The sequence below is a fragment of the Chromobacterium sp. CV08 genome, from assembly GCF_051129845.1.
Lineage (GTDB): Bacteria > Pseudomonadota > Gammaproteobacteria > Burkholderiales > Chromobacteriaceae > Chromobacterium.
The window spans coordinates 615,757-641,711 of sequence record NZ_CP150453.1 but is presented as its reverse complement, the minus strand read 5'-3'; the positions used below and the strand labels follow the sequence as shown (position 1 = coordinate 641,711).

At 68.0% G+C, this 25,955-nt stretch carries 23 protein-coding genes and 1 tRNA gene; 12 read left to right on the top strand and 12 right to left on the bottom strand.

All coding sequences use genetic code 11. The features are described 5' to 3' along the window. Positions 1 to 5: 5 nt before the first annotated feature. The 5 genes from WNM05_RS03120 to mnmG form a co-directional block, all read right to left on the bottom strand. Positions 6 to 368 (bottom strand): ATP synthase subunit I, encoded by a 363-nt coding sequence (locus WNM05_RS03120; protein WP_434632452.1) that lies wholly within the window; start codon positions 366 to 368, stop codon positions 6 to 8. Positions 369 to 459: 91 nt separating this feature from the next. Next, positions 460 to 1,317 (bottom strand): ParB/RepB/Spo0J family partition protein, encoded by an 858-nt coding sequence (locus WNM05_RS03115; protein ID WP_434632449.1) that lies wholly within the window; start codon positions 1,315 to 1,317, stop codon positions 460 to 462. Between the two features lie 4 nt (positions 1,318 to 1,321). Then, positions 1,322 to 2,113, bottom strand: coding sequence for a ParA family protein (locus tag WNM05_RS03110; RefSeq protein WP_434632446.1), 792 nt, complete (start codon positions 2,111 to 2,113; stop codon positions 1,322 to 1,324). Continuing rightward, positions 2,110 to 2,739 (bottom strand): 16S rRNA (guanine(527)-N(7))-methyltransferase RsmG, encoded by a 630-nt coding sequence (gene rsmG, locus WNM05_RS03105; protein ID WP_434632444.1) that lies wholly within the window; start codon positions 2,737 to 2,739, stop codon positions 2,110 to 2,112. Before rsmG ends, WNM05_RS03110 begins: the two co-directional genes overlap by 4 nt. Continuing rightward, positions 2,736 to 4,634: a tRNA uridine-5-carboxymethylaminomethyl(34) synthesis enzyme MnmG gene (mnmG, locus tag WNM05_RS03100; RefSeq protein ID WP_434632441.1), complete on the bottom strand. Its 1,899-nt coding sequence runs from the start codon at positions 4,632 to 4,634 to the stop codon at positions 2,736 to 2,738. The genes rsmG and mnmG overlap by 4 nt, the downstream gene beginning before the upstream one ends. 241 nt (positions 4,635 to 4,875) lie before the next feature. On the opposite strand from mnmG, the gene WNM05_RS03095 reads away from it, so the two are divergent. The 4 genes from WNM05_RS03095 to WNM05_RS03080 all read left to right on the top strand — a co-directional run bounded on the left by WNM05_RS03095 (position 4,876) and on the right by WNM05_RS03080 (position 8,713). Beyond that, entirely contained in the window at positions 4,876 to 5,577 is a 702-nt protein-coding gene (locus tag WNM05_RS03095; RefSeq protein WP_434632438.1) for a GNAT family N-acetyltransferase, read from the top strand. 45 nt (positions 5,578 to 5,622) lie between these two features. Then, positions 5,623 to 6,318, top strand: a complete 696-nt coding sequence (gene tsaA / locus WNM05_RS03090) for a tRNA (N6-threonylcarbamoyladenosine(37)-N6)-methyltransferase TrmO (protein WP_434632435.1) — start codon at positions 5,623 to 5,625, stop codon at positions 6,316 to 6,318. Positions 6,319 to 6,372: 54 nt separating this feature from the next. Then, a complete protein-coding gene (locus WNM05_RS03085; RefSeq protein ID WP_434632432.1) occupies positions 6,373 to 7,335 on the top strand; it encodes a Tim44 domain-containing protein in 963 nt (320 codons plus the stop codon). 175 nt (positions 7,336 to 7,510) lie between these two features. Beyond that, positions 7,511 to 8,713: a sensor domain-containing phosphodiesterase gene (locus WNM05_RS03080; RefSeq protein ID WP_434632429.1), complete on the top strand. Its 1,203-nt coding sequence runs from the start codon at positions 7,511 to 7,513 to the stop codon at positions 8,711 to 8,713. A gap of 11 nt (positions 8,714 to 8,724) precedes the next feature. Here the strand turns inward: WNM05_RS03080 and WNM05_RS03075 are convergent, their stop codons facing one another. The 5 genes from WNM05_RS03075 to WNM05_RS03055 form a co-directional block, all read right to left on the bottom strand. Beyond that, on the bottom strand, positions 8,725 to 9,162 hold the full coding sequence (locus WNM05_RS03075; RefSeq protein ID WP_221662693.1) for a hypothetical protein: 438 nt from the start codon (positions 9,160 to 9,162) through the stop codon (positions 8,725 to 8,727). Between the two features lie 91 nt (positions 9,163 to 9,253). Further along, entirely contained in the window at positions 9,254 to 9,841 is a 588-nt protein-coding gene (locus tag WNM05_RS03070) for a BON domain-containing protein (protein WP_434632426.1), read from the bottom strand. A 1-nt stretch (position 9,842) separates the two neighbouring features. After that, positions 9,843 to 10,433, bottom strand: a complete 591-nt coding sequence (locus tag WNM05_RS03065; protein ID WP_101710516.1) for a phosphoheptose isomerase — start codon at positions 10,431 to 10,433, stop codon at positions 9,843 to 9,845. Positions 10,434 to 10,454: 21 nt separating this feature from the next. Then, a complete protein-coding gene (locus WNM05_RS03060; RefSeq protein ID WP_434632423.1) occupies positions 10,455 to 10,793 on the bottom strand; it encodes a YraN family protein in 339 nt (112 codons plus the stop codon). Then, entirely contained in the window at positions 10,790 to 11,959 is a 1,170-nt protein-coding gene (locus WNM05_RS03055) for a penicillin-binding protein activator (RefSeq protein ID WP_434632420.1), read from the bottom strand. The genes WNM05_RS03060 and WNM05_RS03055 overlap by 4 nt, the downstream gene beginning before the upstream one ends. Between WNM05_RS03055 and rsmI the strand changes: the two genes are divergently transcribed. The 5 genes from rsmI (at position 11,954) to WNM05_RS03030 (ending at position 18,915) form a co-directional block, all read left to right on the top strand. Further along, positions 11,954 to 12,850: a 16S rRNA (cytidine(1402)-2'-O)-methyltransferase gene (rsmI, locus tag WNM05_RS03050; RefSeq protein ID WP_434632417.1), complete on the top strand. Its 897-nt coding sequence runs from the start codon at positions 11,954 to 11,956 to the stop codon at positions 12,848 to 12,850. The two genes, WNM05_RS03055 and rsmI, sit on opposite strands and share 6 nt — an antisense overlap. A gap of 69 nt (positions 12,851 to 12,919) precedes the next feature. Beyond that, positions 12,920 to 13,004, top strand: a tRNA-Leu gene (locus WNM05_RS03045). Positions 13,005 to 13,302: 298 nt separating this feature from the next. Then, positions 13,303 to 13,575, top strand: a complete 273-nt coding sequence (locus WNM05_RS03040) for a hypothetical protein (RefSeq protein ID WP_434632415.1) — start codon at positions 13,303 to 13,305, stop codon at positions 13,573 to 13,575. A gap of 152 nt (positions 13,576 to 13,727) precedes the next feature. Further along, positions 13,728 to 15,920, top strand: a complete 2,193-nt coding sequence (locus WNM05_RS03035; RefSeq protein ID WP_434632412.1) for a hypothetical protein — start codon at positions 13,728 to 13,730, stop codon at positions 15,918 to 15,920. Positions 15,921 to 16,029: 109 nt separating this feature from the next. Beyond that, the gene (locus WNM05_RS03030) at positions 16,030 to 18,915 is read left to right on the top strand and encodes a hypothetical protein (protein WP_434632409.1); all 2,886 of its coding nucleotides are present in this window, start codon (positions 16,030 to 16,032) and stop codon (positions 18,913 to 18,915) included. 358 nt (positions 18,916 to 19,273) lie between these two features. Here the strand turns inward: WNM05_RS03030 and WNM05_RS03025 are convergent, their stop codons facing one another. Together WNM05_RS03025 and WNM05_RS03020 are read right to left on the bottom strand one after the other, a co-directional pair. Next, complete coding sequence (locus tag WNM05_RS03025) at positions 19,274 to 20,407, bottom strand: radical SAM protein (protein WP_434632406.1); 1,134 nt, start codon at positions 20,405 to 20,407, stop codon at positions 19,274 to 19,276. A 49-nt stretch (positions 20,408 to 20,456) separates the two neighbouring features. Further along, positions 20,457 to 21,101, bottom strand: coding sequence for a hypothetical protein (locus tag WNM05_RS03020; protein ID WP_434632404.1), 645 nt, complete (start codon positions 21,099 to 21,101; stop codon positions 20,457 to 20,459). A gap of 309 nt (positions 21,102 to 21,410) precedes the next feature. Here WNM05_RS03020 and WNM05_RS03015 point away from each other — a divergent pair, with 309 nt between their 5' ends. From WNM05_RS03015 to WNM05_RS03005, 3 genes are all read left to right on the top strand, one after another. After that, positions 21,411 to 22,328: a bestrophin family protein gene (locus WNM05_RS03015; RefSeq protein ID WP_434632402.1), complete on the top strand. Its 918-nt coding sequence runs from the start codon at positions 21,411 to 21,413 to the stop codon at positions 22,326 to 22,328. Between the two features lie 122 nt (positions 22,329 to 22,450). Beyond that, positions 22,451 to 24,193: an ABC transporter ATP-binding protein gene (locus tag WNM05_RS03010; RefSeq protein ID WP_434632399.1), complete on the top strand. Its 1,743-nt coding sequence runs from the start codon at positions 22,451 to 22,453 to the stop codon at positions 24,191 to 24,193. Further along, positions 24,183 to 25,949 (top strand): ABC transporter ATP-binding protein, encoded by a 1,767-nt coding sequence (locus WNM05_RS03005; RefSeq protein WP_434632396.1) that lies wholly within the window; start codon positions 24,183 to 24,185, stop codon positions 25,947 to 25,949. Before WNM05_RS03010 ends, WNM05_RS03005 begins: the two co-directional genes overlap by 11 nt. The last annotated feature ends 6 nt before the right edge of the window (positions 25,950 to 25,955 follow it).

Genomic DNA, 25,955 nt, shown 5'->3' with positions numbered 1-25,955 from the left:
TTTTCTCAATTTTTGATTAGAAGCCCGAAGCCGTAGCCGGAGGTGGCGGCAAAGAACCCACCCAAAAATCCGACTACGGACAAATCCTTGAAACTGGCCAAAACCGCACCACTTAACAATACGGTCAGGCAAAACTTCACCGCCTCGGCCAGGAAATGCGCCTTGATCAGCACCGCCGGCGCCACATGGCGCTTGGCGTAGGCGATCCTTGCGTACAACAGCGCGGGGCCCAGCACCACCAGTCCGCCCAACAGCGCGGACAGGCCGGTCGTCGGGTTGCCGGCGCTGGCGAGTAGCGCGACGACTACGGCCAGACCCGTCAGGCTGGCCTGCAGGCGCAGTACGCGCTTAACTTCCGGATATATCATGGCCGCCAGTGCAAAAAAACCGCTGGATTATAGGCTTTGCGCTTCAGTTGCGTCAACTTCGCCCATTCGGGGTTTTTGCGGCGCAACAGGCTCATTTTTGGGGATTTTTTTGCAGCTTGGCCAGCAGTGAATCCAGCTCGTCCAGACTGGCATATTCTATGACCAGCCTGCCGTTGCCGCCGCCGGCGTGACGGATGGAGACCCGGGCGCCTATCGCCTCGGACACCTGCTCCTCCAGCCTCGCCACATCCGGATCGGCGCGCTTTTGCTGCGGCGAAACTGTCGCTTTTTGCGCAGCATGCTGTTGTACTCGCCGCTCCACCTCGCGTACCGACATGCCCTTGCGCACCGTCTCCTGCGCCAATTCCAGCTGGGCGACGGCCGGCAGGCTCAACAGCGCGCGGGCGTGGCCCATCTCCAGCTGACCCTCGTGCATCATCTGCTGCAGCGGTTGCGGCAGCGCCAACAGGCGCAGCAGATTGGACACCGCGCTGCGCGAGCGGCCGACGGCGTCGGCGGCGGTCTCGTGGGTCAGGCCGAACTCGTCGATCAGGCGCTTGATGCCCTGCGCCTCCTCGATCGGGTCCAGTTCCTGGCGCTGGATGTTCTCGATCAGCGCCATCGCCAGCGCCGCCTCGTCCGGCACGCTCTTGATCACCACCGGCACCTCGGCGAGGCCTGCCTTGCGCGACGCGCGCCAGCGGCGCTCGCCGGCGATCAATTCGTAGTCGCCGAGGCCCAGCTCGCGCACGATCAAGGGCTGGATGATGCCCTGGGCGCGGATGGAGGCCGCCAGCTCGTCCAGCGCCGCCTCGTCCATGAAGCTTCGCGGCTGGTACTTGCCGGGGCGGATGCTGTCGATGGGAAGAGTGGAAAGTCTGTCGTCCACCGCGTCAACGGTGGACAGGAGCGCGTCGAGTCCGCGCCCCAATCCTTTGAGTTTGGCCATATTGTCAGACGGTGGGAGTTGCGGTTGCGGGTTCGAGCCGTTCGACCAGTTCCTGCGCCAGCGCCAGATAAGCCTGGGCGCCTCGCGAGCTGCGGTCGTAGACCAGGCCGGGCAGGCCGTGGCTGGGCGCTTCCGCCAGGCGCACATTGCGCGGAATCACGGTCTGGAACACCTTGTCGCCGAAATGGCGCGCCAGCTGCTCCGACACCTGCTGAGACAGATTGTTGCGGGCGTCGAACATCGTGCGCAGCAAGCCCATGATCTCGATCTTCGGATTGACCGCGACGCGCACCTTGCGCAGCGTGGCCACCAGATCGGACAAGCCTTCCAGCGCGTAGTATTCGCACACCATGGGGATCAGCACGCTGTCGGCGGCCACCAGGCCGTTCAACGTCAACAGGTTCAGCGACGGCGGACTGTCGATCAGCACGTAGTCGTACTGGCCGGCCACCTCGGCCAACGCGTTCTTCAGCCGCGCCTCGCGCGCCAACTCGTTGACCAGCTCCAGCTCGGCGCCGCCCAGATTGCGGTTGGCCGGCAGCACGTGGTAGCCGCCGGCCTTGGCGTCCTGGCGCGCCTCCTCGACGGTGGCGTCGCCCAAGAGCACGTCGTAGCCGGATTTCTCCAGCGACTGCTTGGCGATGCCGCTGCCCATCGTGGCGTTGCCCTGCGGGTCCAGATCGACGATCAGCACCCGCCGGCCCAGCTCGGCCAAACCGGCCGCCAGATTGACGACGGTGGTGGTCTTGCCCACCCCGCCCTTCTGGTTGGCCACCGCGATCACGCGTGGATTCATTGCAGCACCATCCTCACCAGATGGCGTTCGGCGTCCAGCCCCGGCACCGTTACCGGCAGCACCTCCGAAACCGCCACGCCTTGCGGCAGCAAGGCGATTTCCTCATACGGATACACGCCCTTCATCGCCACGTACTGGCCGTCTTCGGCCATCAGGTGGCGGGTCAGCTTGACGAACTCGCCCAGTTCCGAGAACGCGCGGCTGGTGATGCGATCGAACTTCTCTTCCGGCTGGTAGGCCTCGACACGGTCGGTGACCACCTGCACATTGGGCAGGCCCAGTTCCACCACCACCTGGCGCAGGAAGGTGGTTTTCTTGTGGTTGGAATCCAAGAGCGCCACCTGCAGGTCCGGCCGCGCGATCGCGGTCGGGATGCCGGGCATGCCGCCGCCGGATCCGACGTCCAGCATGCGCGTGCCGCCGGCCAGGTGCGGCACCAGGCTCAGGCTGTCCAGCAGATGATAGCTGACCATGCGCTCTTCCTGACGGATAGCGGTCAGATTATAGGTCTGGTTCCACTTGACCAGCAGCGCCAGATAGCGCTCCAGCAGCGCCAGCTGCGGCTCGGTCAAATCCAGCGCCAGTTGCGCCAGCCCCTGTTTCAATTCTGCGGTATGTAGTGTCATGCGGTCTTAGCGTCGGTGAAGCCGCGTTTCAGGTGCACCAGCAGCAGGGCGACGGCGGCCGGGGTGATGCCCTGGATGCGAGAAGCCTGGCCCATGGTTTCCGGGCGCTGCTGGTTCAGCTTCTGCTGCACTTCCTTGGACAGGCCCTTGACCAGGCTGTAGTCGATGTCGCCCGGCAGACGGATGTCTTCCAGATTGTCGCGGCGCGCCAGTTCTTCGTTCTGGCGATTGATGTATCCCTGGTATTTGACCTGAATTTCCACCTGCTCGGCAACCTCGTCGGACAGTTCCGACGCGCCTTCGGCGGCTTCAGCCACCGTCATCAGCTCGCGGTACGGCACATTGGGCCGCTTCAGCAGGTCCTCCAGCGTGTATTCGCGCTCGATAGGCTTGCCCAGCACGCGCGCGAGCGCGGCCGGATCGGCGAGCTTGGACGGATGCAGCCAGGTGGCCCGCAGCCGGGCCTTCTCGGCGTCGACGGCGTCGCGCTTGCGGCAGAAGGCGTCCCATTGCGCGTCGCCGACCAGGCCCAGCCTGCGGCCGGCCTCGGTCAGCCGCAGATCGGCGTTGTCCTCGCGCAATTGCAGGCGGAACTCGGCGCGGCTGGTGAACATCCGGTACGGCTCGGACACGCCCTTGGTGATCAGATCGTCGACCAGCACGCCGAGATAGGCCTCGTCGCGGCGCGGGCACCAAGCGTCCTGCTCGCGGGCGAACAGGCCGGCGTTCAGGCCGGCCAGCAGGCCCTGGGCGGCGGCTTCCTCATAGCCGGTGGTGCCGTTGATCTGGCCGGCGAAGAACAGACCCTGGATGGCCTTGGTCTCCAGCGAGGCCTTCAGGCCGCGCGGGTCGAAATAGTCGTATTCGATCGCGTAGCCGGGCCGCAGGATGTGGGCGTTCTCCATGCCCCGTATCGAGCGCACGGCGGCCAGCTGAATGTCGAACGGCAGGCTGGTGGAGATGCCGTTCGGATAGAATTCGTGCGTCGTCAGGCCTTCCGGCTCCAGGAAGACCTGGTGGCTGTCCTTGTCGGCGAAGCGGTTGATCTTGTCCTCGATCGACGGACAGTAGCGCGGGCCGACGCCCTCGATCACGCCGGTGAACATCGGGCTGCGGTCGAAGCCGCTGCGGATGATGTCGTGGGTGCGCTCGTTGGTGTGGGTGATCCAGCACGGCAGCTGCTTCGGGTGCATCGCGCGATCGCCGCGGTAGGAGAACACCGGCTCCGGCACGTCGCCCGGCTGCTCCTCCATCACCGAGAAATCGACGCTGCGGCCGTCTATGCGCGGCGGCGTGCCGGTCTTCAGCCGGCCCACCGGCAGATTCAGCTCGCGCAGGCGCGCGCCCAGCGTGCTGGCCGCCTGGTCGCCGGCGCGGCCGCCGGTGTAGTTCTCCATGCCGACGTGGATCTTGCCGGACAGGAAGGTGCCGGCGGTCAGCACCACGGTCTTGGCGCGGAAGGTGATGCCGATGGCGGTGATGGCGCCGACGACGCGGTCGCCTTCGATCAACAGATCGTCGACCGGCTGCTGGAACAGCGTCAGATTCGGCTGGTTCTCCAGCATCTCGCGGATCGCGGCCTTGTACAGCACGCGGTCGGCCTGGGCGCGGGTGGCGCGCACCGCCGGCCCCTTGGACGCGTTCAGCGTGCGGAACTGTATGCCGCCGATGTCGGTGGCCAGCGCCATCGCGCCGCCCAGCGCGTCGACCTCCTTCACCAGATGTCCCTTGCCGATGCCGCCTATCGACGGATTGCACGACATCTGACCCAGGGTCTCGATATTGTGCGTCAGGAGGAGCGTGGCGCAGCCCATGCGCGCGGCGGCCAGCGCGGCCTCGGTGCCGGCGTGACCGCCGCCCACCACTATCACGTCGAAGCTTGTCGGATAAATCATGGCTGAAAGAGCAAACCGAACGGAAAAACGGCCTATTCTACGCCAAAACCGTTTGCCTGATAAGTCATTGATTTCAATAACCCCGCCGCCGTAACACCATCGTCAAGACCGCGTCACGACATGGTCATCGCACGGACATCGTCGCGTCAAACAGCCCCCCTAGCATGTGGCTCATCACCACGAGGGGCAAAACATGCTGCTAAATGAACAGCTTGCAAGCAGAAACAAAGCCAAACTCGCCGTGCGGCTGGCGAACAGCGCCGACGACATCCGCCGCGCGCAGAAGCTGCGCTTCGACGTGTTCGCCGGCGAGATGGGCGCCGAACTGGCCTCCGCCGGCCTGGGCATAGACTGCGACGAATACGACGAGCTGTGCGACCACCTGATCGTCGAGGACCGCGACAGCGGCCTGGTGGTCGGCACCTACCGCATGCTGCCGCCGGCCGCCGCGCGCCGTGCGCCCAGCCTCTACTCCGAGCACGAGTTCGACCTCTCCCGCCTCTCCCACCTGCGCGACAGCCTGATCGAGGTCGGCCGCTCCTGCGTGCACCGCGACTTCCGCTCCGGCGCGGTGATCGCGCTCTTGTGGTCGGGCCTGGCCGACTACGTCCAGCAACAGGGCGGCGCCTACCTGGCCGGCTGTGCCAGCGTATCGCTGACCGACGGCGGCCACCAGGCGGTCAGCCTGTACCGCCAGTTGGAGGGCCAGTATCTGGCGCCGGCCGAATGGCGCGTCTTCCCCCACCTGCCACTGCCGCTGGACCGCGTCGCCGACGACACCGCCCCGGTGCCGCTGCCCCCGCTGATCAAGGGCTATCTGCGCGCCGGCGCCCATGTCTGCGGCGAGCCGGCCTGGGATCCGGACTTCAACTGCGCCGACTTCTTCATGCTGCTGCCGATGAGCCGGCTCAGCGCGCGCTACAACAAGCACTTCGTCGGCTGAGGCCGGTCCGGCGGCCCGCTCCGGCCGGGATGCTACAATCCCGGCATGAACTACAGCTTTGAAACGATAGGCGTGATCCGCTCGCCGTATCGCGAGAAATTCGGCATTCCGCGCCAGCCGTCGCTGGTCGACGCCCGCGTCACGCTGGAGCTGCTGCCGCCGTACAATCAGCCGGACTGCGTGCGCGGCCTGGAGGCGTTTTCCCACGTCTGGATCCACTTCGTCTTCCACCAGACGCTGGCGCGCGGCTGGCAGCCGCTGGTGCGTCCGCCCAGGCTGGGAGGCAACGCCAAGGTCGGCGTGTTCGCCAGCCGCGCCACCCACAGGCCGAATCCGCTGGGCCTGTCGCTGGTCGAACTGGTTTCGGTGAACACCGACGGCGGCGCGACGCTGGAGCTGGCCGGCGCCGACCTGATGGACGGCACGCCGGTGCTGGACATCAAGCCCTACATCCCCTTCGTCGAGGCGCGGCCCGACGCGCGCGGCGGCTTCGTCGACGGCCCGCCGTCGCGGCTTGCCGTCGAGTGGAGCGAACGGGCCGGCCGGCAGCTGGCGTCGCTGGCCGCGCCGGCCGGCTTCGCCGAGCTGGTGGACCAGGTGCTGGCGCAGGACCCGCGCCCGGCCTACCAGGACGATCCCGAACGCGTCTACGGCGTGTCGCTGTATTGCTACAATGTACGCTTCGGCATCGCCGACGGCACCGCCCGCGTGCTTGAAATTCTGTATGCGGACCAAAACTAAATCGCATCTTCCCGGTCCTACCGGGGCAACTCAAACCACTCAGGAAAATAAAACATGACCACTCGCGCGAAGACGATCGTACTCGCCTTCACCATGGTTTCCGTGTTGGCCACGCCGTTCGCCGAGGCCGCCCGCCTCGGCAAGGGCAAGAGCGCGGGCATGCAGCGCTCCGCCCCCACCCGCAGCTACCAGCCGAGCACGCCGGCTCCGCAGCCGATGGCCGCGCCGCAGGCAGGCGGCGTGCCGGCCCAGGCCCAGCCTCAGAAGAAAGGCCCGGGCATCGGCACCGCGCTGGCCGCCGGCGCCGTCGGCGCCGCCGCCGGCTACATGATAGGCTCGTCCGGCAACGACAAACAGGCCGCGCAGCCGAACGCCTCCCAGGCGCAGCAACAGCCGGCCGCCGCGCCGCAGGAAAAGGGCGGCATGCCCTGGGGCCTGCTGGCGGTGCTCGGCCTGCTGCTGGTCGGCGGCATGATGTTCTTCCGCCGCAAGGCGGGCAACGCCGGCGCCCCGCAGCCGGCCGGCATGCCGCAAGGCATGAACCGCGTGCAGGAGCAGAACGCCGGTTTCGATCCGATTCCGAAAATCGGCTCCGGCCTCGGCGGCAACGGTTTCGGCGGCGGCGCCCCGGCGCCGAGCAACGCGCCGGCCCGTCTGCCCGACGGCACCGAGACGCCGAACTTCCTGCGCCAGGCCAAGGCCACCTTCCTGCACCTGCAGAGCCTGAACACGCCGGACAGCCTGGAGGAAGTGCGCAAATACCTGACGCCTGAGCTGTTCGCGGCGCTGCGTGACGACATCGCCGGCAACAGCGGCGTCGCCGACTTCCCGCAACTGGACTGCCAACTGGTGGACGCCACCGTCGAGAACGGCGGCTATGTCGCCAGCGTGCGCTTCTCCGGCCAGGTCAGCGAAGAAGTGAACGCTCCGCTGGTGCCGTTCGGCGAAACCTGGCACTACGTCAAGGACGGCAATACCGGCGGCCGCTGGCTGGTGGCCGGCATCCAGCAGGACTGAGCGATGCCGCGCGTCCGGGCGCTGTCGCGTTCCCGGCGCGCTTAACACTCGTTGACGACGGGCCTTTGGGCCCGTTTCTTGTTTCCGACGACCATGCACTAAACTGGAATGCCGATTGCTTGTGCGCACAGACGGGCCAAACGACAGAGCCCGACCACATGGAGGCAGCATCCCGATGACAGTTTTCGAGCACGCCGGCCTGAAAATCGGCAGCCACTTCCAACCGGTCTACAGCCTGGCGCACCGGCGCAGCATAGGCGTGGAGGCGTTGCTGCGTGCCGAGCAGGGCAATACCGCGCTCAGTCCGGCCGAGGCCTTCTACACCGCCGTGTCGCCGGAACGCCGCCATCAGCTGGACCTGGCCGTGTGCCAGGCCCACATCCAACGCTTCAACGCGCTGCAGTCGGGCAAGCCGCGCTGGCTCTTCCTCAATATCGACGCCGCCTCGCTGTCGCGGCCGGACCGGGCGATGGCGCTGGTCAACAATATCCGCCAGGCCGGCCTGCCGCCCCACTCGGTGGTGCTGGAAGTGCTGGAGCACGTGCTGGAGGTGGACGAGGCGCTGATCGAGGGCGTCAACATCCTGAAGAACAACGGCTTCATGATCGCCATCGACGACTTCGGCGTCGGCCATTCCAATCTGGAGCGGGTGTGCCAGCTTGAGCCGGGCCTGGTCAAGTTCGACCGCCAGCTGCTGCGCAACGCCATCGTTCAACCGCGCAGCCGCAGCCTGCTGACGCGCTTGGTGCGCCTGATGCACGAAATCGGTGCACTGGTGGTGGTGGAAGGGATAGAGACCGAGCGCGACGTGCTGGTGGCGATGGATTCCGGCTGCGACCTGATCCAGGGCTATTTCATCGCCCATCCGGCCGAGGAGCCGGAAGGCGACGACATCATCACGCCCAAGCTCGACGAGCGCTGGGACGAACTGATGGCGCACGCGCTGCTGAAGCGCAAGCTGACCCGCCGCCAGATCGAGCTGGCGCGGCAATGCTTCGTCCAGAGCGCGATCTCGCTGATGCAGGGCACGCCGTTCGACCTCGCCGCCAAACCGATGCTGTCGCTGCCCGACGTGATCCGCTGCTTCCTGCTGGACAGCGAAGGCCGGCAGATAGGCCGCAACCTCAGCAGCCGTCAGTCGGCGGCCAGCCTGGACCCGCGCTTCGCGCCGCTGGCCGACACCACCGGCGCGGTCTGGTCCCGCCGCAGCTACTTCCAGCACGCGGTCGACCAGCCCGGCGTGCTGTACATGAGCGAGCCCTACCTGTCGATGACCGACCCGCGCTCCTGCGTGACGATGTCGATGGCGATAGAGATAGACGAGTGCATGCACGTGCTGTGCGCCGACCTGCTGGTGCCGCAGACCGACACGCTCTGACGATGGCCCGCCTAGATTTTCTCGGCTGGCAGCTGGATGTCCTCGATGTTCTGCACGATCGGCTTCTTGCCGGAACAGCTCACCGTGGCCAGCCATTTGTCCTTCACATACACATGCACACCAGCCTCAATTGGCTGATCGTCGGCATTCCTGTCAAAGCCCCAGAAAACGGTATAAACCGTATCACCGTTCGGCACATTCACGGTATAGGACGGCGACCCCACGCCGGTCCACTGCCCCGTGCTCGCGCGCTTGCGCTCCACGCTCAGCGCGATTTCCGGCGCGCCGGGCTTGCCAAAAGCATATCGAATAGTCTTGCCCGCATCGCACAGCTCCACCTTCTTGCCGACCTTGGTCGTACAGGCGAACACCGTCTTCGCCCCAGCCCCGCAGTCCGCCCAAACCAAACCCGGCAGCAAGGCCAACAATAGCCACAACTTGTTTTTCATTTTTTCTCTCTCGTTTCATCACTCAGCTGGACCGACGCGCCCCGCAAAAAAAGCGGCGGCCCGCATGGACCGCCGCCTTGCCACCTCGCGCTTACTGCGCCGGCGTCACATCCTGGATGTACTCGAACAGCGTCACCACCTTCTGCACGCCGGCGGTCTCGCTGACCACGCGGGCCGCCTCGGCGCCCTCGCCCTGGGTCACCAGACCCAGCAGGTAGACCACGCCGCGCTCGGTCACCACCTTGATGTTGTTCGGGTTGACGCCCTTGCCGTCCAGCAGCCGGGTGCGCACCTTGCTGGTGATCCAGGTGTCGTTGCTGCGCTCGGAGAAACCGGACACCGGGCTCACCGTCGTGTAGTTGTACACGCGGCGCACATTGGGCAGGCCGCGCACGATCAGCTCGGCCTGCTGGCGGGCCTCGTCGTTCGGCACCTCGCCGGTCAGCAGCACCGCGCGATTGAAGCTGGTACGGTTGACGTGGGCCGACGGCAGCCGGCTGGCGATCTGCTCGCCCGACTTCAATTCGATCGCCTGGTCGTCGACATAGGCGCCGCTGGTGCGTCGGTCCGACGCCACCAGCGCGCCGCCGGCGGCGCCCGCGGCCACCAGGCCGACGCAACCGCTCAAGGCGCTGGCGACGCCCGCCGCCAGCAACAAGGTCAATACGGTACGCTTCATTTCATTCCCCTCCCAACAGCATGCAGTCAATGGCGTCGCACAGCGCGTGGATCAGCAGGATGTGGACTTCCTGGATCCGGCAGGTGCGCAGCGACGGCACGTTAAGATGTATATCTTCCGGCGACAGTATTTCAGTAATCTTGCCGCCGTCCTTTCCGGTCAGCGCGATCACGCTCATGCCGCGCTCGTGGGCGGCGTAGACCGCCTCGATCACATTGGCGGAATTGCCCGACGTGGAAATCGCCAGCAGCAGGTCGTTGGTATGGCCCAGCGCCCTCACCTGCTTGGAAAACACCATGTCGAAGTCGTAATCATTGCCGATGGCGGTCAGCCCCGAGGTGTCGGTGGCCAGCGAAATCGCCGCCAGGCCCGGCCGCTCCTTCTCGAAACGCCCCACCATCTCGGCGGCGAAATGCTGGGCGTCGGCGGCCGAGCCGCCGTTGCCGCAGGCCAGAATCTTGCCCTCGTTCATCAGGCAGGCCACCATCCGCTCCGCCGCCGCCGCCACGCCCGGCGACAACAGCTCCATCGCCTCCTGCTTGGCCGCGATGCTTTCCAGGAAATGGCTGGCCACCCGGTCGATCAAATCCATTGGGGAATCCCCTTTATCGAATTACTGCGTAAACACGTTCTTCAGCCACTGCGGCGCGGCGCCGCCGACGCTGACCACCGCGTCGAAGCGGCAGGGCAGGTCGAGATGGTGACTGCTTAGATAGACTTCCGCGGCCAGCGTCAGTTTCCTTTGCTTGGCCGCGGTGATGCTGTCGGCGGCGCCGCCGAAGCGGTCGCCTCCGCGATGGCGGACCTCGACGAAGACCAGCGAGGCGCCGTCGCGCATGATCAGGTCGATCTCGCCGCCGCGGCAATGCCAGTTGCGCGCCACCAGTCGCAGGCCGGCGGCCTGCAGCAGCGCCAACGCGCGGTCTTCGGCGTCGCGGCCGGCCTGGTTCATTGCAGCGCGTTGCCGCCCATCAGCCCGGCCGGCAGCTGGCGCTCGAACACGCGGTCGCGGCCCAGCTTCAGATCGCCGCTGACGCCGTCCAGCTTCACCGCCGCACCCGGACGGGCGGTCGCCAGCAGCACCGCCAGCCGGTAGGCGTCTATGCCCAGCGCGTACAGCCGCTCGGTCTGCGTCGTCAGCGCCGTGGCCGGCCGCGGATAGCGCTTCACCGCCGGATGGTCCGGCATCAGGAACCACGGCATGTCGATGAAGCGCACGCCGGCCAATTCTGGCTGGCTGCCGCCGATATTCAGCTGCGACGTGCCGTAGACCGGCATGTCGGGCGTCAGCGCGGCCTTCAGCCTGCCGGCCTGCGATGCGTCCAGCGCCAGGGCCAGCGCGTCGGCCTGGCCGCTGGCCGCCAGCAGCGCCGGCAGATCGTTGCCGTCGAACGGTCGCTGCAGCACATCCTTGCCGCCCAGCCTGCGCCACTCGTCGGCGAAGGCGCGGGCCAAGCGCTGCGACAACGCGTCGGTGCCGACCACCAGCATCGGATTGGCGCGGCCGTCGGCGCGCATCAGCTGCGCCAGCTGGCGCGCCTCGCCCTCGACGATCAGCGACAGCGAATAGAGCTTGGGATTCGGCGCCACCTCGCGACCGATGGAGTTCAGCGCCAGCGTCGGCACCGTCACCGCCGGCGCCAGCTGGGCGATCGCCTCGCGCGACAGCGGGCCGATCACCACGTTGACGCCGTCGGCCACCGCGGCGCGGTAGCGCTGCACGACGTTGTCGGTGCTGGCGTCCACGCTGTAGAGCTCGGCGTTCTGGTCGACTTGGGCGGCGGCCTCGACGCCGCTGCGCACCACCGCCGCCGCCTCGCCCAGCGCCGAGGTCTCCACCGGCAGGATGACGCCTATGCGCAGCTTGCCGCGCCCGCCGGTCCGGGCGGCCGACGCGCCGGCCGACGCGCCGGCCGACGCGCCGGCCGGCTGGGACGGCGCCGCGGCCTCCGCCGCGGGCCGGACCGGGGCCAGGCGCGGCGTCTGGCCCGGAGGCCGCTCCAGCGCCCGCATCGGCGCGCTGTTGCTTTGGATGATATAGTCTGGGGTTTGCGCCATGGCCGGCGTCAGCCACGTCAACAGGACGCCAACCAACAACAGCGGAGTCAGTCTTTGCATACCTCGTTCGCCCACCTGATCGATGCCGCCAGGGAAAGTTTCCATAACGGCACATTATATGTGGTGGCCACGCCCATTGGAAATCTGGCCGACATCAGCGCCCGCGCGCTGGCGGCGTTCGAGGCGGCCGACGTCGTCTGCGCCGAGGACACCCGCGTCACCGGCCAGCTGCTGTCCGCCTACGGCATCCGCGCCAAGCGGCTGGTCAGCCTGCGCGAGCACAACGAGCGCGCGATGGCGGAACAGGTGGCGCGCTGGCTGGGCGAGGGCCAGATCGTGGTCCAGGTGTCCGACGCCGGCACGCCGGCGGTGTCCGACCCCGGCGCGCGGCTGGTCGAGGCGGTGCGCGCCGCCGGCCACCCGGTACGGCCGCTGCCCGGCGCCAGCGCCGTCGTCGCCGCGCTGTCGGCCAGCGGCTTCACCGCCCCCGCCTTCCTGTTCCACGGCTTTTTGCCGCCGAAGAGCGGCGAGCGCCGCAAGACGCTGCGCCAATGGCTGGCGGCGCCCCACCTGACCGTCTGCTACGAGGCGCCGCACCGTATCGTCGACGCGCTGGAGGACCTGGTGGCCGAGCTCGGCGGCGAACGCCGGGTGATGATAGCGCGCGAGCTGACCAAGACCTTCGAGACCTTCCAGACGCTGCCGGCCGCCGAACTGCTGGCCTGGGTCAAGGCCGACGCCAACCAGCAGCGCGGCGAGATCGCGCTGATCATAGACGCGGCGCCGCCGCCGGAAGCCGACGCCGACGCGCCGCCGCCCGAGGCGCTGCGCGCGCTGGAAATCCTGGCCGCCGAACTGCCGACCAAACAGGCCGCCACGCTGGCCGCCCAGATCAGCGGCGCCAACCGCAAGCAGTTGTACGACCACGCGCTGAAAATGAAGAAAGACTGAGCGGCCACCATTTACAAACCCCGCCGCCAAGGTTAAGATTGCTCCTCTCTCGCGAGAAGCGCTGATGCCGCCCGGATGGCGAAATTGGTAGACGCAGGGGATTCAAAATCCCCCGCCGCAAGGCGTGTCGGTTCGAGTCCGACTCTGGGCACCACCCGCTTCCGCAACGCGAAACACCCGCACGGCCTTGGGCTTTGCGGGTTTTTTCTTGTCCGAAGCCCCTCCCCGGCGAGCCGAGCCGGCGCAAGCCGCCCGTTCGGACTCCTCCTCGTTTCACACAGCGCTCCGCCACCGCAACCGTTCCTCAGCCAGGGCGCTTGATGAGCGACCGCCCAGTTCCACCTGTACGCAGCGATTGTCCATCGGATTCGGCTGAATTTGCCGCCGCCCCGCCGCGACGGCGTCGCAATCGCCGGATAGTCAAGACTCCTTGAAACCGAAGGAGAATGGAGATGGGAAAGAATCTGCTTTGCCTACTGGCCTTGCTGCCATGCCTGGCCGTTGCCGAACCGTCCATCACGCAAACGGCCGGCCAGACGATGTACGCCCGAACCTCGCTGCTGCAGGCCGCCCTGCGCGGCGGCTGGCGTTACCCGCTGGGCACGCACCGTCCGGGAGGCACGCTTCATCCGAGCGGCGCCATCCATTGCACGCGATCGCCGCGCCATCCGCTGGATCCGCTCGGCGTCCTGCATCCCCGTCCGACGACATGCCACCACGGCTAGACGCCTGAATCGAGCGATGCCGCCTCCGCAGGACGCCGGCGGCGCGCCGCTCTCCTTCCCAAGCCCGCCCGACCGGCTTGCCCCGCCGCCAGGCTCGATCCGAATGCATGGCGTCGTCCACCCGGCGCCGGAAGTTTTTGAAAAAGACCTCAATGAAAACCATGCTAGCCGCGGCCTGCCTGCTGGGCCTGTTGCCGTCCACATTCGCCGGCGACCAGGCCACCGGTCGCGGCTACGTCTTCGATCCGGATCCGCTGTCGTCGACGCGCGCCCATTACGGCGACCCGGGCTACGTGAACCGGCACGGCCAGGACTCGCCGCAATTGAAGGCCGCCCGCGTCCGGGTGCCGCTGCCCGGCCTGGGCAAGGACATCGACGGCAGATACCAGCTGGTCGGACCGTGGGCGCATTGCCTCGCCGCGACCGATTACGACAGTTGCCCGCACGAGACGGCCCCGGTGTTCGAATACACCCGCGACTATCCGGCCTTCGCCGCGGTCAACGCCTACTTCCACATCGACAGGATGATGCGCTACGTCAACCGGACGCTGGGCCTGGACATCCATCCCTACCAGTACGCCGGCGGCGTCCGCTATGATCCGCACGGCTTGCGCGTCGTCGATCCGAAAGACGGCAAGACGCGCACCGAGGCCAATGCGAGATATGCCCGAGAGGAGGGCCGGATCCAGTTCGGCGGAGGCAGCGCCCACGGCGCCGTCAGCGACGAGCCGGACTCGCCGGACTTCGCCGAGGACGGCCTGGTCGTCATCCATGAGCTGGGCCACGGCCTGCACGACTGGGTGACCCATGGCGCCCCGTCGGCTTACGAATACGAGGGGCTGGGCGAAGGCGTCGGCGACTATTTCGCCGCCGGCTACGTCCGCGATCACGGCCGCTGGCGGCCCGGCGACCCCGAATACCGCCAGGTCGCGGTCTGGGCCGGCGAAAAACGCGCCAGCGACTGGAATATCGGCCGCCGCTATCCGGAGGACGTCGTCAACGCCGGCAATGAGGCCCATGTCGCCGGCCAATACTGGAGCTCGTGCAATATGGTCGCGCGGGACGCGATAGGCGGTCCGGCGATGGACAGGGCGATGCTGGTCGGCCTGGCGATGACCGGAACGCACACCCGGCAGGACCAGGCGGCGCAGGCGGTGCTGAAAGCGGCCGAAGCGCTGCGCTACACGCCGCAGCAGCTGGACGGGATTCGGCGCGCGTACACGGAGAGCTGCGGTTACGGCATCGCCGGCTTGCCGCCGCCGGCGGAAATCGGCGGCGCGCCGCCCGGCCGGCAAATGGGTTGCGACTATCTGCTGGACCTGGACGCCGCCGATCCGCAGTGGACGGCAAGCGTGCAGCTGAAAGACGGCGACGACGGCAAGGACCTGCGCCTGGAACTGGACTGGACTCCGTTGTCCCGCCTGCGGCTCGGCGGTCCGGCCATCGAAATGGCCTGGCCGCGGCTGTCTCCCGGCAGGGCGAGCTGGAATCTGATGCCGTTGGCGGGCATCGCCGGCGCCGGGCGCAAGATCATCCTGAGCTATACCCGTGACGACGGACGGATACGCAGCCAGCCGGTCACGCTGTGCCTGGAGGGAAAGCGGCACTCCCTGCCCGCCCCCTACTTCGCGGCCAGCCCCTTCGTCGGCCGCCTGGCCGTCGATGTCGGCAACTACGTCAATGCCGCCGGGGCACTGCGCGTCCAGCTGGAGGACAATCGCCTGCCCGGCGAGCCGTCGACGGCCGGCGAACTGCAATTGGCGATCGTCGATCCGCAAAGCCGCCGGACCGTTCACCAATATCATGCGAGCTTTCGCCAGGATCACAGGATGCCGGGCCAGCAGGTGCCGGTTTTCCGCATCGACATCCCCTACGCCCATATCGGCCCTTACTCGGGCAAGCTGTTGCAGCTCTCCTATCGCATCGGCGACGCGCGCTCGCCGGCGGCGACGTATCCGATCATCGGGCGGATGGCGTCGCCCGGCCTCTTGCCGGCGGCATTCGCCAACATCGACCATCCCAACGCCGAGGAGATCGGCGCCGGAGCGAAGATCGGCCACTTGCAGCCCGGCGACGAGGTGTCCCTGCATTGGGAAATGGCCGGGCGGCCAGCGATCGTGGTGGCGCGGACCTACTCCGGCCCCGCCGACGGTCAGCTGCAATTCGCCGCGCCGCCGCTGGCAACAAACCACGTCACGCGGTGGGACCGCGCCATCTACGCCTACTCCAGGCTCCGGGCCTATTACGAGATCCGCCGGCAGGGCCGGACGCTGCTGTCTCCTAGCCAGGACCTGATGGTATTGATCAGCCGGGTGCCGGTGAGCACATCGCGGCGATCGCCATGATGCCGGGCCGCGGCCGCCGCGAATCGGATTCCGCCTAATTCCGACCACGCCGCCGGCCGCGCCATGACGATGGCACCACAGTGCGGACTCTTGGTCAGGAGTGTGAATGATGAAAAAATCCCTTGTCTCGATCTGCCTGCTGGCGCTGGCGCCGGCTCTCGCCTGCGCGGCCGCGCCGTCCGTCCCCGACAGATCTCTGCGTGAAGCGCCGCCGACGCAGCGGCTGCGCGCCGACGGCTGGTACCGGCCCGACGGCGTCGCCACCCAGCTGCACGCCCCGGCCTACCGAGCCGCCAAGGCCGCGCCCGAGGCCATGGCGCGCGAATACATCGCCCATCACCTGTCCGCGCTGGGCCTATCCGCCGGCCAGGCCCGGCTGCTGCAAGTCACCGCCGTCAACCGGCTGGCCACCGTCACCGTCGTCCGCCTGCAACAGCGCTATGCCGGCCTGCCGGTCTTCGGCTCCGACATCGCCGTGTCGATGACCGACGACGGCGATGTCGTCTACGTCAGCAACCAGACCTCGCCGCTGCCCGAGGCTCAGCCGGTCTGGCGCGCCGCCGCGCCGCAGCTGAGCCGGGTCCAGGCGCTGGCGGCGGCCAGGCGCCACCTAGGGACCGCGCGGCTGCTGTCTCCGCGCTTCGAGGAGACGGTATACGTCCGTGCCGGACAGGCGCCGTCGCGGGCATGGCAGGTGGAGGGCCGCGCCGACGACGGTCGCTGGTGGCAGCTTCTGGTCGACCAGCGCAGCGGCGCGGTGCTGCGCGCGCAGAAGATGGAAAACGACATCGGCGGCATCGGCGGCACGGCTCCCGTCCAGACACCGGCCGCCCGCGTCCGCGCCGACGATCAGTCCACCGGCCGCGGCTATGTCTTCGATCCCGACCCGCTGTCGTCGACGCGTTCGCATTACGGCGACCCGGGCTACGTCAACAACCACGACCGGGACTCGCCGCAGTTGAAGGCCGCCCGCGTGCGGGTGCCGCTGCCCGGCATCAGCAAGGACATCGACGGCAGATACCAGCTGGTCGGCCCATGGGCCCACTGCGTCGCGATCACCGACTACGACAGCTGCCCGCGCGAGACGGCCCCGGTGTTCGAATACACCCGCGACAATCCGGCCTTCGAAGCCGTCAACGCCTATTTCCACATCGACAGGATGATGCGCTACGTCAACCAGACGCTGGGCCTGGCCATCCATCCCTTCCAGTACGCCGGCGGCGTCCAGTACGATCCGCACGGCTGGCGCGCCGTCAGCGATGCCGACGGCAAGGTCCACACCGCGCCCGACTCGGCCTACGCCGGGGGGCGGCGTGGCCAGCTCCGCTTCGGCGGCGGCAGCGCCCACGGCGCCGTCAGCAGCCTGCCGGACTCGCCGGACTTCGCCGAGGACGGTCCGGTCATCATCCACGAACTGGGCCACGGCCTGTACGACTGGGCCACCCACGGCCACACCTCGGACGAGGACGGCCTGAACGAGGGCAGCGCCGACTACTTCGCCGCCGGCAGCTTTCGCGACCACGGCCGCTGGCGGCCCGGCGATCCCGAATACCACGGACTGTTCGCCTGGGCATGGGGCGCCCTGAAGCAGAAGAAGACGCTGCGGACCAGCAACTGGAATATCGGCCGCCATTATCCGGACGATGTGCAGCGCGCGGCCGCGCGGCCGAACGGCGGCGAGGATCCCCACATCTCGGGCCAGTACTGGAACGCGTGCAATATGCTGGCGCGGGACGCGATAGGCGGCCCGGCGATGGACAAGGCGATGCTGCTGGGCCTGGCGATGACCGGGGAAAACACTTTGCAGGACCAGGCGGCGCAGGCGGTGCTGCTGGCGGCCAAAACGCTGCGCTACCCCGCCGAGCAAGTGGACAGGATCCGGCGCGCCTACACCGAAAGCTGCAGCTACCAACTGGCCGACAGCGCCCTGCCGCCGCTGGAAATCAGCGGCGCGACGCCCAGCCGGCAAGGCGAATGCCGCTACCTGCTGGATCTGGACGCCGCCGACCCGAGCTGGCGGGTCAGCGTGCCGCTGAAAGACGGCGACAACGGCCAGAAGCTGCGTCTCGAAATCGACTGGAGCAACCGCTTCCCCATCCGGCGCGCCAGCCTGGCCAGCACAAGCGCCTGGCCCGAGCTGTCGTCCGGCAAGGCCAGCTGGAATCTGCTGCCTTTCGCCGGCGTGGCCGGCGCCGGCAGCCGTATCGTGCTCAGCTATACCCGAAACGACGGGCTGATGCGCAGCCCGCCGCTGACGCTATGCGTCGAAGGCAGGAAGAACAGCCTGCCGGCCGCCTACGTCTACCCCAGCGACTATGTCGGGCGCTTCGCCGTCGATGTCGGCAACTACATCAGTCCGAACGGCGTGTTCTCGGCCATCGTCCAGGACAGCGGCATTGCAGGCGGACCGCCGACGACGGGCGAGCTGCAACTGGCCATCGTCGATCCGCAAACCCATCAGACCCTGCATCAATACCATGCGGCATTCCGCCAGGATCATGACGCCCCCGACGACCGCATCGTCCCGCTCATGGTCGATATCCCCTACATCCACATCGGCCCGTACTCGGGCAAGTCATTGCAGTTGTCGTACACGGCGGGCAATGAACGCTCGCCGGTCGCGACCTATCCGATCATTGGCCGCATGCCGTCGCCGGGCCTGCTGCCGGTAGTCTTCCCGCACGACGCCGACCCGCGCTTCGACAGCGGCGACAAGGCCACCGTCGGCAATCTGCAGGCCGGCGATCAGGTGCTGTTCCACTGGGAGGCGATCGGGCAGAAACCGATCGTGACGACGCAAGTCTATTCCGGCGCCGGCGACGGGCAGCTGCAATTTCCGCTGCCGGTCCCGGCCACAAGCTACATCAGCTGGAACCGAACGCATCGGCGGGACGAATTCTCGATCTTCCGGACATACTACGAGATTCATAGGCAGGGCAGGACGCTGCTCTCGCCCAGCCGGGACTTCATGGTGCGGCGCCGGGAAGACCGTTAGCGACGCGGCCGGCGACGGAAGACGCCGGTCGCGCGGGCCGCTACAAACAGAGACAAAGCGTAACGCGTTCAATGATTTAATTTCGCCGCGGCCGGCCGATATTAAGGTCAGCAGTTCCGATAGTCTCACCACGGAGAGCAAGATAGCGGCGCACGCGGACATTCTTCCAGCCAGATTTTCCAATCCGGCGCCCGCGTCCATCCAGTCCAAGCAGCCCTCACCAGACCACGCCCCGCAGGCCGGGAGCCCTGCCCTCCGGCGTCGGTCAAGCTGCCAGCGACTGTCCTGGGCGCGCACGCCGGATGGCCGGCCGTCAGGCCGGCCATGCCAGACGCCAGGCCATCCGACAACGGATGGCCTAATCATGTCCGGGCAAGGCCGCCACGCCTAGCCGCCCCGCCCGGGCCTGCCGCTCGCCGGCGCAGCGGCTCTCCGCGATGCGGCGCGACTCGACCGGCACGTGGTGCTCGTCCAGCCAGGCGGCCTGCAGGACCTCGGCTATCATTTCCTCGTAGTGCTCGCGCACCAGCCGGCGCACCGCCTCGTCGCGGTAGATGCGGGCGCAGGCCTGGCAGTGGTGGGCGTACATGCCCTCCCAGCGGATGCTTGGGTCGTGGGCGGCGGCCCAGGCCAGCACCCGCTCCGGCCCCAGGTAATGCAGCCACAGCTTGAGAAAATCGCTCTCGGCCGCCTCCACCGCGCGGGACAGGAAGTCCGGCTGATCGACGGCGGCCACGCTGAGTTCGGGTATCTGCCGCATGCCTATGCCGCAGCAGGCGCCGACCCGGCCGTCGGCCTGTATCGTGTAGGTCTGCAGCACATTGGAGCAGACGCGGAAGGACTTCAGATTGTGGTTGTCGGCGGCGACGCCGGCCGGGTAGTCCTCCACCAGGCCGGGGTCCAGCGGCATCCACGGACTTTCGACGATCTCGATCAGCCCCCTGTCCTCCGGCCCCAGCGCGACGATGCGCGGATGGCCGGTGACGGAGGCGGCGGTGACCGCGCGCGTCGCGCGCAATTCCACCATCACCCAGGCCTTGAGCCGGCGCCGCACCGCGGCCAGGCAGGCTTCCACCACCCGCTCCACCGGCACGAAGCGCGCGTGCTCGTCGCCTGTGCTGTAATTGATCTCGGTCAGGCCGGCCGCCAGCAACGCATCCAACCGGCGGTCGGCGCTCTTCGCGCTGACCGCCCAGTGGGCGTTGCTGACCAGCCGCACCGGAAAGCCCAGCCCGCTGGCGTGGCGGATCGCAAGCAATAGGTCGCGCCAGCGCAGCGTGGCCTCGCCGCCGGTAAACACCACATTGTAGAAGCCCAGCGCCCTGGCCTGGTCTATCGCCGACAGCATCGTCTGCAGCGTCAGGTTCTCGCGGGCCTTCGGATGGCTCATCGACGCGCAGTGCTCGCAGGCGGCCGGGCAGGCGTAGGTGGGCATGATGGACAAGGTCTTGGGTCCGCGGAACAGGCCCGGAACCGGCATATCGGCGCTCATGCGCGTTCTCCCGCCGCGGCGCGCATTGCCTGCGCGCCGCGGCCCGAGTTCAAACCCTGAGCTGGCCGGCGGCCTGCATCTGCTTGGCCTGGTCGACCAGCTGGCCGATCACCGTCCGCAACAGCGCCGCGTCGACCACGCCGGCGAAGCCCAACGACAGGCCGGAGGCGAAGCCGTTGAAGTTCTGGCTGGAACGCAGCGTCTGGTCCGATGTCGACGGCGTCGCCGCCGGCGTGACCAGGCTTTTCTCCGGGCCGATCAGCAACTGTTCGGCCGAGTTGCCGAAACCCGGCAGGCCGAAACCGTCGCTGGCCAGCTTGAACATCGCCCGGATCAGGTCGCCGTCGCCGAACTTCAGCACCGCCGCGGCGAAATCCCTGCTGAACTGCTCCTCGCTGACCGGCTTGCCGCCCGGGCTGGCCTGATAGTCGTCCATCCACTGGCGGAAGCCGTCATTGGCCAGCATGGTGAACAACAGGCGGTTGACGTCGGATACCTGCTGGGGCGGCAGCGGGCGCTGGCCGACCTTGGCCGCCAGCACGCCGGCCGGGTTGTGGATGAATTCGGCGCGCGCGGCCGCGTCCTTGTCCAATTGGGTGAACAGCGCCTGGGCATTGCTGCGCAGCTGGGCGGCCGGCAGCACCAGCGGTGCGCTCTGCGCCGGCTTGACCGGCTGGATGGTGGTGGTCTTCATGATGCCTCCCGTCGGGGAACGCGGAATATCCGCGGCGACGGCGGGAGGATGGCGGGGGCCGTCGTCCGAAGCCGGCCGACGCCGCGGCACGACGCGCGGACGAGCGGTGGACGCGGCCGCGCGGACAAACCCCTTTGCGCAATTCGTTCGTTATAGAACGATTGACATCGGCAAAAACTGTTCTTTATGCCAGGTCATCGACGGCAAGCCCGCCTCCGTCCGATCCCGGCGCGTCCGACGGCGACATCGCGACTATTTCGATGAAGATAATTGTGTAACATTCGATTTTAGCCTTCTGGTCGCCGCGCCATGATCGTCCGCAATACCCCGTCCTGGTTCCGCCTGCTCTTCGTCTGGCACGGCTCGGTGCTGCCGCGCATCCTGCCCCGGCTGCTGATGGTGCTGACGGTGGCCGTCGTCGCCGCCGCCATCCGCCACTGGTGGCTGCAAAGCCTGCGCGAATCGTCGCTGGGCATTCCCACCTTCACGCTGCTGGGCGTGTCGCTGGCCATCTTTCTCGGTTTTCGCAATTCGGTCAGCTACGAGCGCTTCTGGGAGGCGCGCAAGCTGTGGGGCAGCCTGCTGATCGTCAGCCGCTCGCTGGGCCGGCAGATGCTGGCGGCGCTCGGCGACGACGCCGACAGCCGCCGCTTCGCCGACGCGGTATGCGCGTTCGCCTACGCGCTGAAGGCCCAGCTGCGCGGCGACGACGCCGACGAGCACCTGGCGCGGCTGCTGCCCGCCGGCGAACGCGAACGCATCATGGCCGGCCGCTTCCGTCCGGCGCTGATCCTGGCCTGGCTGGGCGGCGAGACGCAGCGTCTGCAGCGCGCCGGCCGGCTGAGCGAGCTGCAGTGGCTCGCGATGGACCACAATCTGAACACGCTGTCGGAAATCCTCGGCGGCTGCGAGCGCATCGCCACCACGCCGATGCCGTTCACCTACCGCGTGCTGCTGAACCGCACGGTGACCATCTACTGCCTGCTGCTGCCGGCCGGACTGGCCAGTAGCATAGGCTGGCTGACGCCGCCTATCGCGGTCTTCATCGCCTACACCTATTTCGCGCTGGAGCAGATCGCCGAAGAGCTGGAGGAGCCGTTCGGGACCGAGGGCAACGACCTGCCGCTGTCCACGCTGTGCCATACGATAGAATCGTCGCTGCGCGAGATGCAGGGCCTGCCGCTGGAAGTGGAACCGCCGCCGCGCCGCGGCGTCTACCAGTACTGAAAACCGCTCCGGGCGGGCGGTTCCGCCGGACGGCCGGATCGCGGAAGTGAAACAAAAGCCCGCTAGCCATGACAATTGGCTTTGCATAGAATGGACCGTCCCGAACCAATCGCTGCCGCCCGATGACTTTGTCCCGCCTGCTGTTCAGCTTCGTCTCGCGCCACTGGCGATCCTATGTCCTGGCCGCCCTGATGCTGGCGTCGGTGGCGGTGCTCACCGTGCTGATCCCGCGCCAGGTCGGCCACATCGTCGACGCGCTGGTGGCGAGCAGGCTGGCCGGCGACGCGCTGCTGGCCGAGCTGGCCAAGCTGCTGGCGATGGGGCTGGCGATCTATTTCCTGCGCGTCGGCTGGCGCTTGCAGTTGTTCTCCGCCTCCTACCGGCTGGGCGTGGAATTGCGCACCCGGCTGTACCGGCAGCTGGCCGCCCAGGGTCCGGCCTTCTTCCAGCGCCAGCGTACCGGCGACTTGATGGCGCGCGCCACCAATGACATCGATTCGGTCGAGATGGCGGCCGGCGAGGCGATGCTGGCCGGCTTCGACGGCATGCTGACCCTGGTGCTGATACTGGCGATGATGACGCTGGGCGTCGACTGGCGGCTGGCGCTGGCGGCGTTGCTGCCGTTCCCGCTGATGGCCCTGGCCTTCTCCCGCATCTCCAATCACATCCACCGCGAATGGGGCGAGGCGCTGGCGCGCTTCGGCCGGCTCAACGACCATGTGCAGGAAACGCTGTCCGGCGTGCGCACGCTCAGGGCGCTGGGGCTGGAGGCCCGCAACGACGCCGAGCTGTCGAGGCTGGCAGCCGCCGCCTCGGACAGCAGCTTCGAGGCGCAGCGCTGGGAAGCCGCCTTCGAGCCGGTGGTCGGCGCCACCCTGGTGTTCGCCACGCTGATCACGCTGACGGTGGGCGGCTACCTGGTGTGGCAGGGCCAGCTGACGATAGGCGCGCTGACTAGCTTCAATATGTATCTGGTGCAACTGATCTGGCCGATGTTCGCCGCCGGCTGGGTGCTGTCGCTGCTGCAGCGCGGGGCCGCCGCCTGGGTGCGGCTGCGGCCGGTGCTGGACGAGGCCCCTCAGGTGACCGACGACGGCACGCTGGACACGCTGATCCCCGGCGCGCTGACGATGAAGGACCTGACCTTCCATTACGCCGCCGACGCCCCGGCCTCGCTGCAGCAGATCGGCATCGAGCTGCCGGCAGGCGACACGCTGGGCGTGGTCGGCCCGACCGGCAGCGGCAAGTCCACGCTGCTGAAGCTGCTGATGCGGCAATATCCGCTGCAGCAGGGCGCGATACGCTGGAACGGCGCCGACATCGCCGACTACCGGCTGGCCGCGCTGCGCGGCGCGATCAGCTGGGTGCCGCAGGAAGCCTTCCTGTTCTCGGCCACGGTGGCGGAGAACATCGCGCTGGCCCGCCCCGGGGCCGGCCAGCAGGACATCGAGCGCGTCGCGCGGCAGGCTGCCGTCCACGACGACATCCTGCGGCTGCCGCAGGGCTACGCCACGCCGGTCGGGGAAAAGGGCGTCACGCTGTCCGGCGGCCAGCGCCAGCGGCTGGCCATTGCCCGCGCGCTGCTGGCCGACGCGCCGCTGCTGCTGCTGGACGACGCGCTGTCGGCGGTGGACACCGAGACCGAGACCCGCATTCTCGAGCACCTGCGCGCGACGCGGCAGGGCCGCAGCGTGATCATCGTCAGCCACCGGCTGTCGGCGGTCGCCGACGCCGACCACATCGTGGTGCTGCAGCACGGCCGCGTCGTCGAGCAGGGCAGCCACGAACAACTTCTGCGGCAGGACGGCTGGTATGCCGGCCAATGGCGCTATCAGCAACTGGAGGCCAGCCTCGATGCAATCTGACACCCGCCGCACGCCGATACGCCAAGCCGCCGCGCTGTTGGCCGACGCCGCCCGCCCCGACCGCGGCCAGTTCCTGCGCGGCGCGCTGTGGCTGATGCTGGCCGCGCTGCTGGAGGCCGCTGCGCCGCTGCTGGGCAAGATCTTCATCGACAGCTATCTGCTGCCGCACCGGGCCGACTGGCCCGCCATCTCCGGCCTGCTGGCCGCCAGCCTGCTCCTGGGCCTGGCGGCCGCCTTGCTGCGCTACCGGCAGTTGGTGCGGCTGGCCGGCGTCGCGATGCGTTCGGTGCTGCGGCTGCGCGAGCGGGTCTACCGCCACGTGATCCGGCTGCCTATGGCCTTTTTCGACCAGGCCATCACCGGCCAGCTGGTCAGCCGCGTCACCAACGACACCGAGTCGGTCAAGGCCTTGTACGTGCAGGCGCTGTTCGTCATCCTCAACAGCAGCATCGTGGTGCTGGGCGCGCTGGCGGCGATGGCCTGGCTGGACTGGCGGCTGATGCTGGTGACGCTGCTGCTGTTCCCGGCCACCGTCGCCATCGTCTGGCTGTACCAGCGCCTGAGCGCGCCGTCGGTGGCGCGCTCCCGCGCGCTGCGCAGCGACATCAACGCGCAGATGGCGGAATCGATCTCCGGCATCGCCGTGCTGCAGGCCAGCAACGCCGAACCCCGCTTCATCGCCCGCTTCGACGACGTCAACCAGCGCTACTACCAGGCGCGGCGGCTCGAGCTGCGCGCCAACGCCTGGCTGCTGCGCCCGGCGCTGGACCTGCTGAACGTGCTGCTCTTGGTCGCGGTGATACACAGTTACGGCCAGCGCGGCCTCGGCGCCGTCGAAATCGGCGTGCTGTACGCCTTCGTCGGCTATATCGGCCGCGTCGTCGAGCCGCTGATCCAGATCACGCTGCAGTTCGGCCAGCTGCAACAGGCGCTGGTGGCCGCCGGCCGCGTCGGCCAGCTGCTGGACGAGGCGGCGGCGCCGCGGCCGGCCGAGCAGGGCCGCATCGATGCCGGCGCGGTCAGCTTCCGCGATCTGCGCTTCGGCTACCAGCCGGCGCACCCGGTGCTGCACGATCTGAGCCTGGACATTCCGGCCGGCGCCTTCGTCGGCATCGTCGGCCATACCGGCAGCGGCAAGTCGACGCTGCTGTCGCTGCTGCTGCGCTTCTATCGTCCGCAGCAAGGCACGATCCTGGTCGACGGCCAGCCGCTGGACGCGATAGGCGACGCCGCCTTCCGCGCCGGCGTCGGCCTGGTGCCGCAGGACCCGTTCCTGTTGGCCGCCAGCGCCCGCGAAAACATAGACATGGGCCGCGGCCTGCCGCAGGAAGAGATCGAGGCGGCCGCCCGCGCGGCCGGCGTCCACGAGCTGATCCTGTCGCTGGAGAACGGCTACGACAGCGATATGGGCGAAAGCGGCGCGCGGCTGTCCAGCGGACAGAAGCAGCTGGTCGCCATCGCCCGCGCGCTGGCCGGCAAGCCCCGCATCCTGCTGCTGGACGAGGCCACCTCGCGGATAGACAGCGAGACCGAGCAACTGGTGCAGCAGGCGCTGGCGCGGCTGGCCGGCAAGATCACGCTGATCTCGATCGCCCACCGGCTGTCGACGATACGCGACGCCGACGTCATCGTGGTGCTGAACCACGGCCGCATCGCCGAGACCGGCACCCACGACGCGCTGATGCGCCAGGGCGGCATCTACCAGCGGCTGTATCTGCTGCAGCAGATGCAGGCCGAAGAGGAGGAAGAGGCGTGAGCGGCA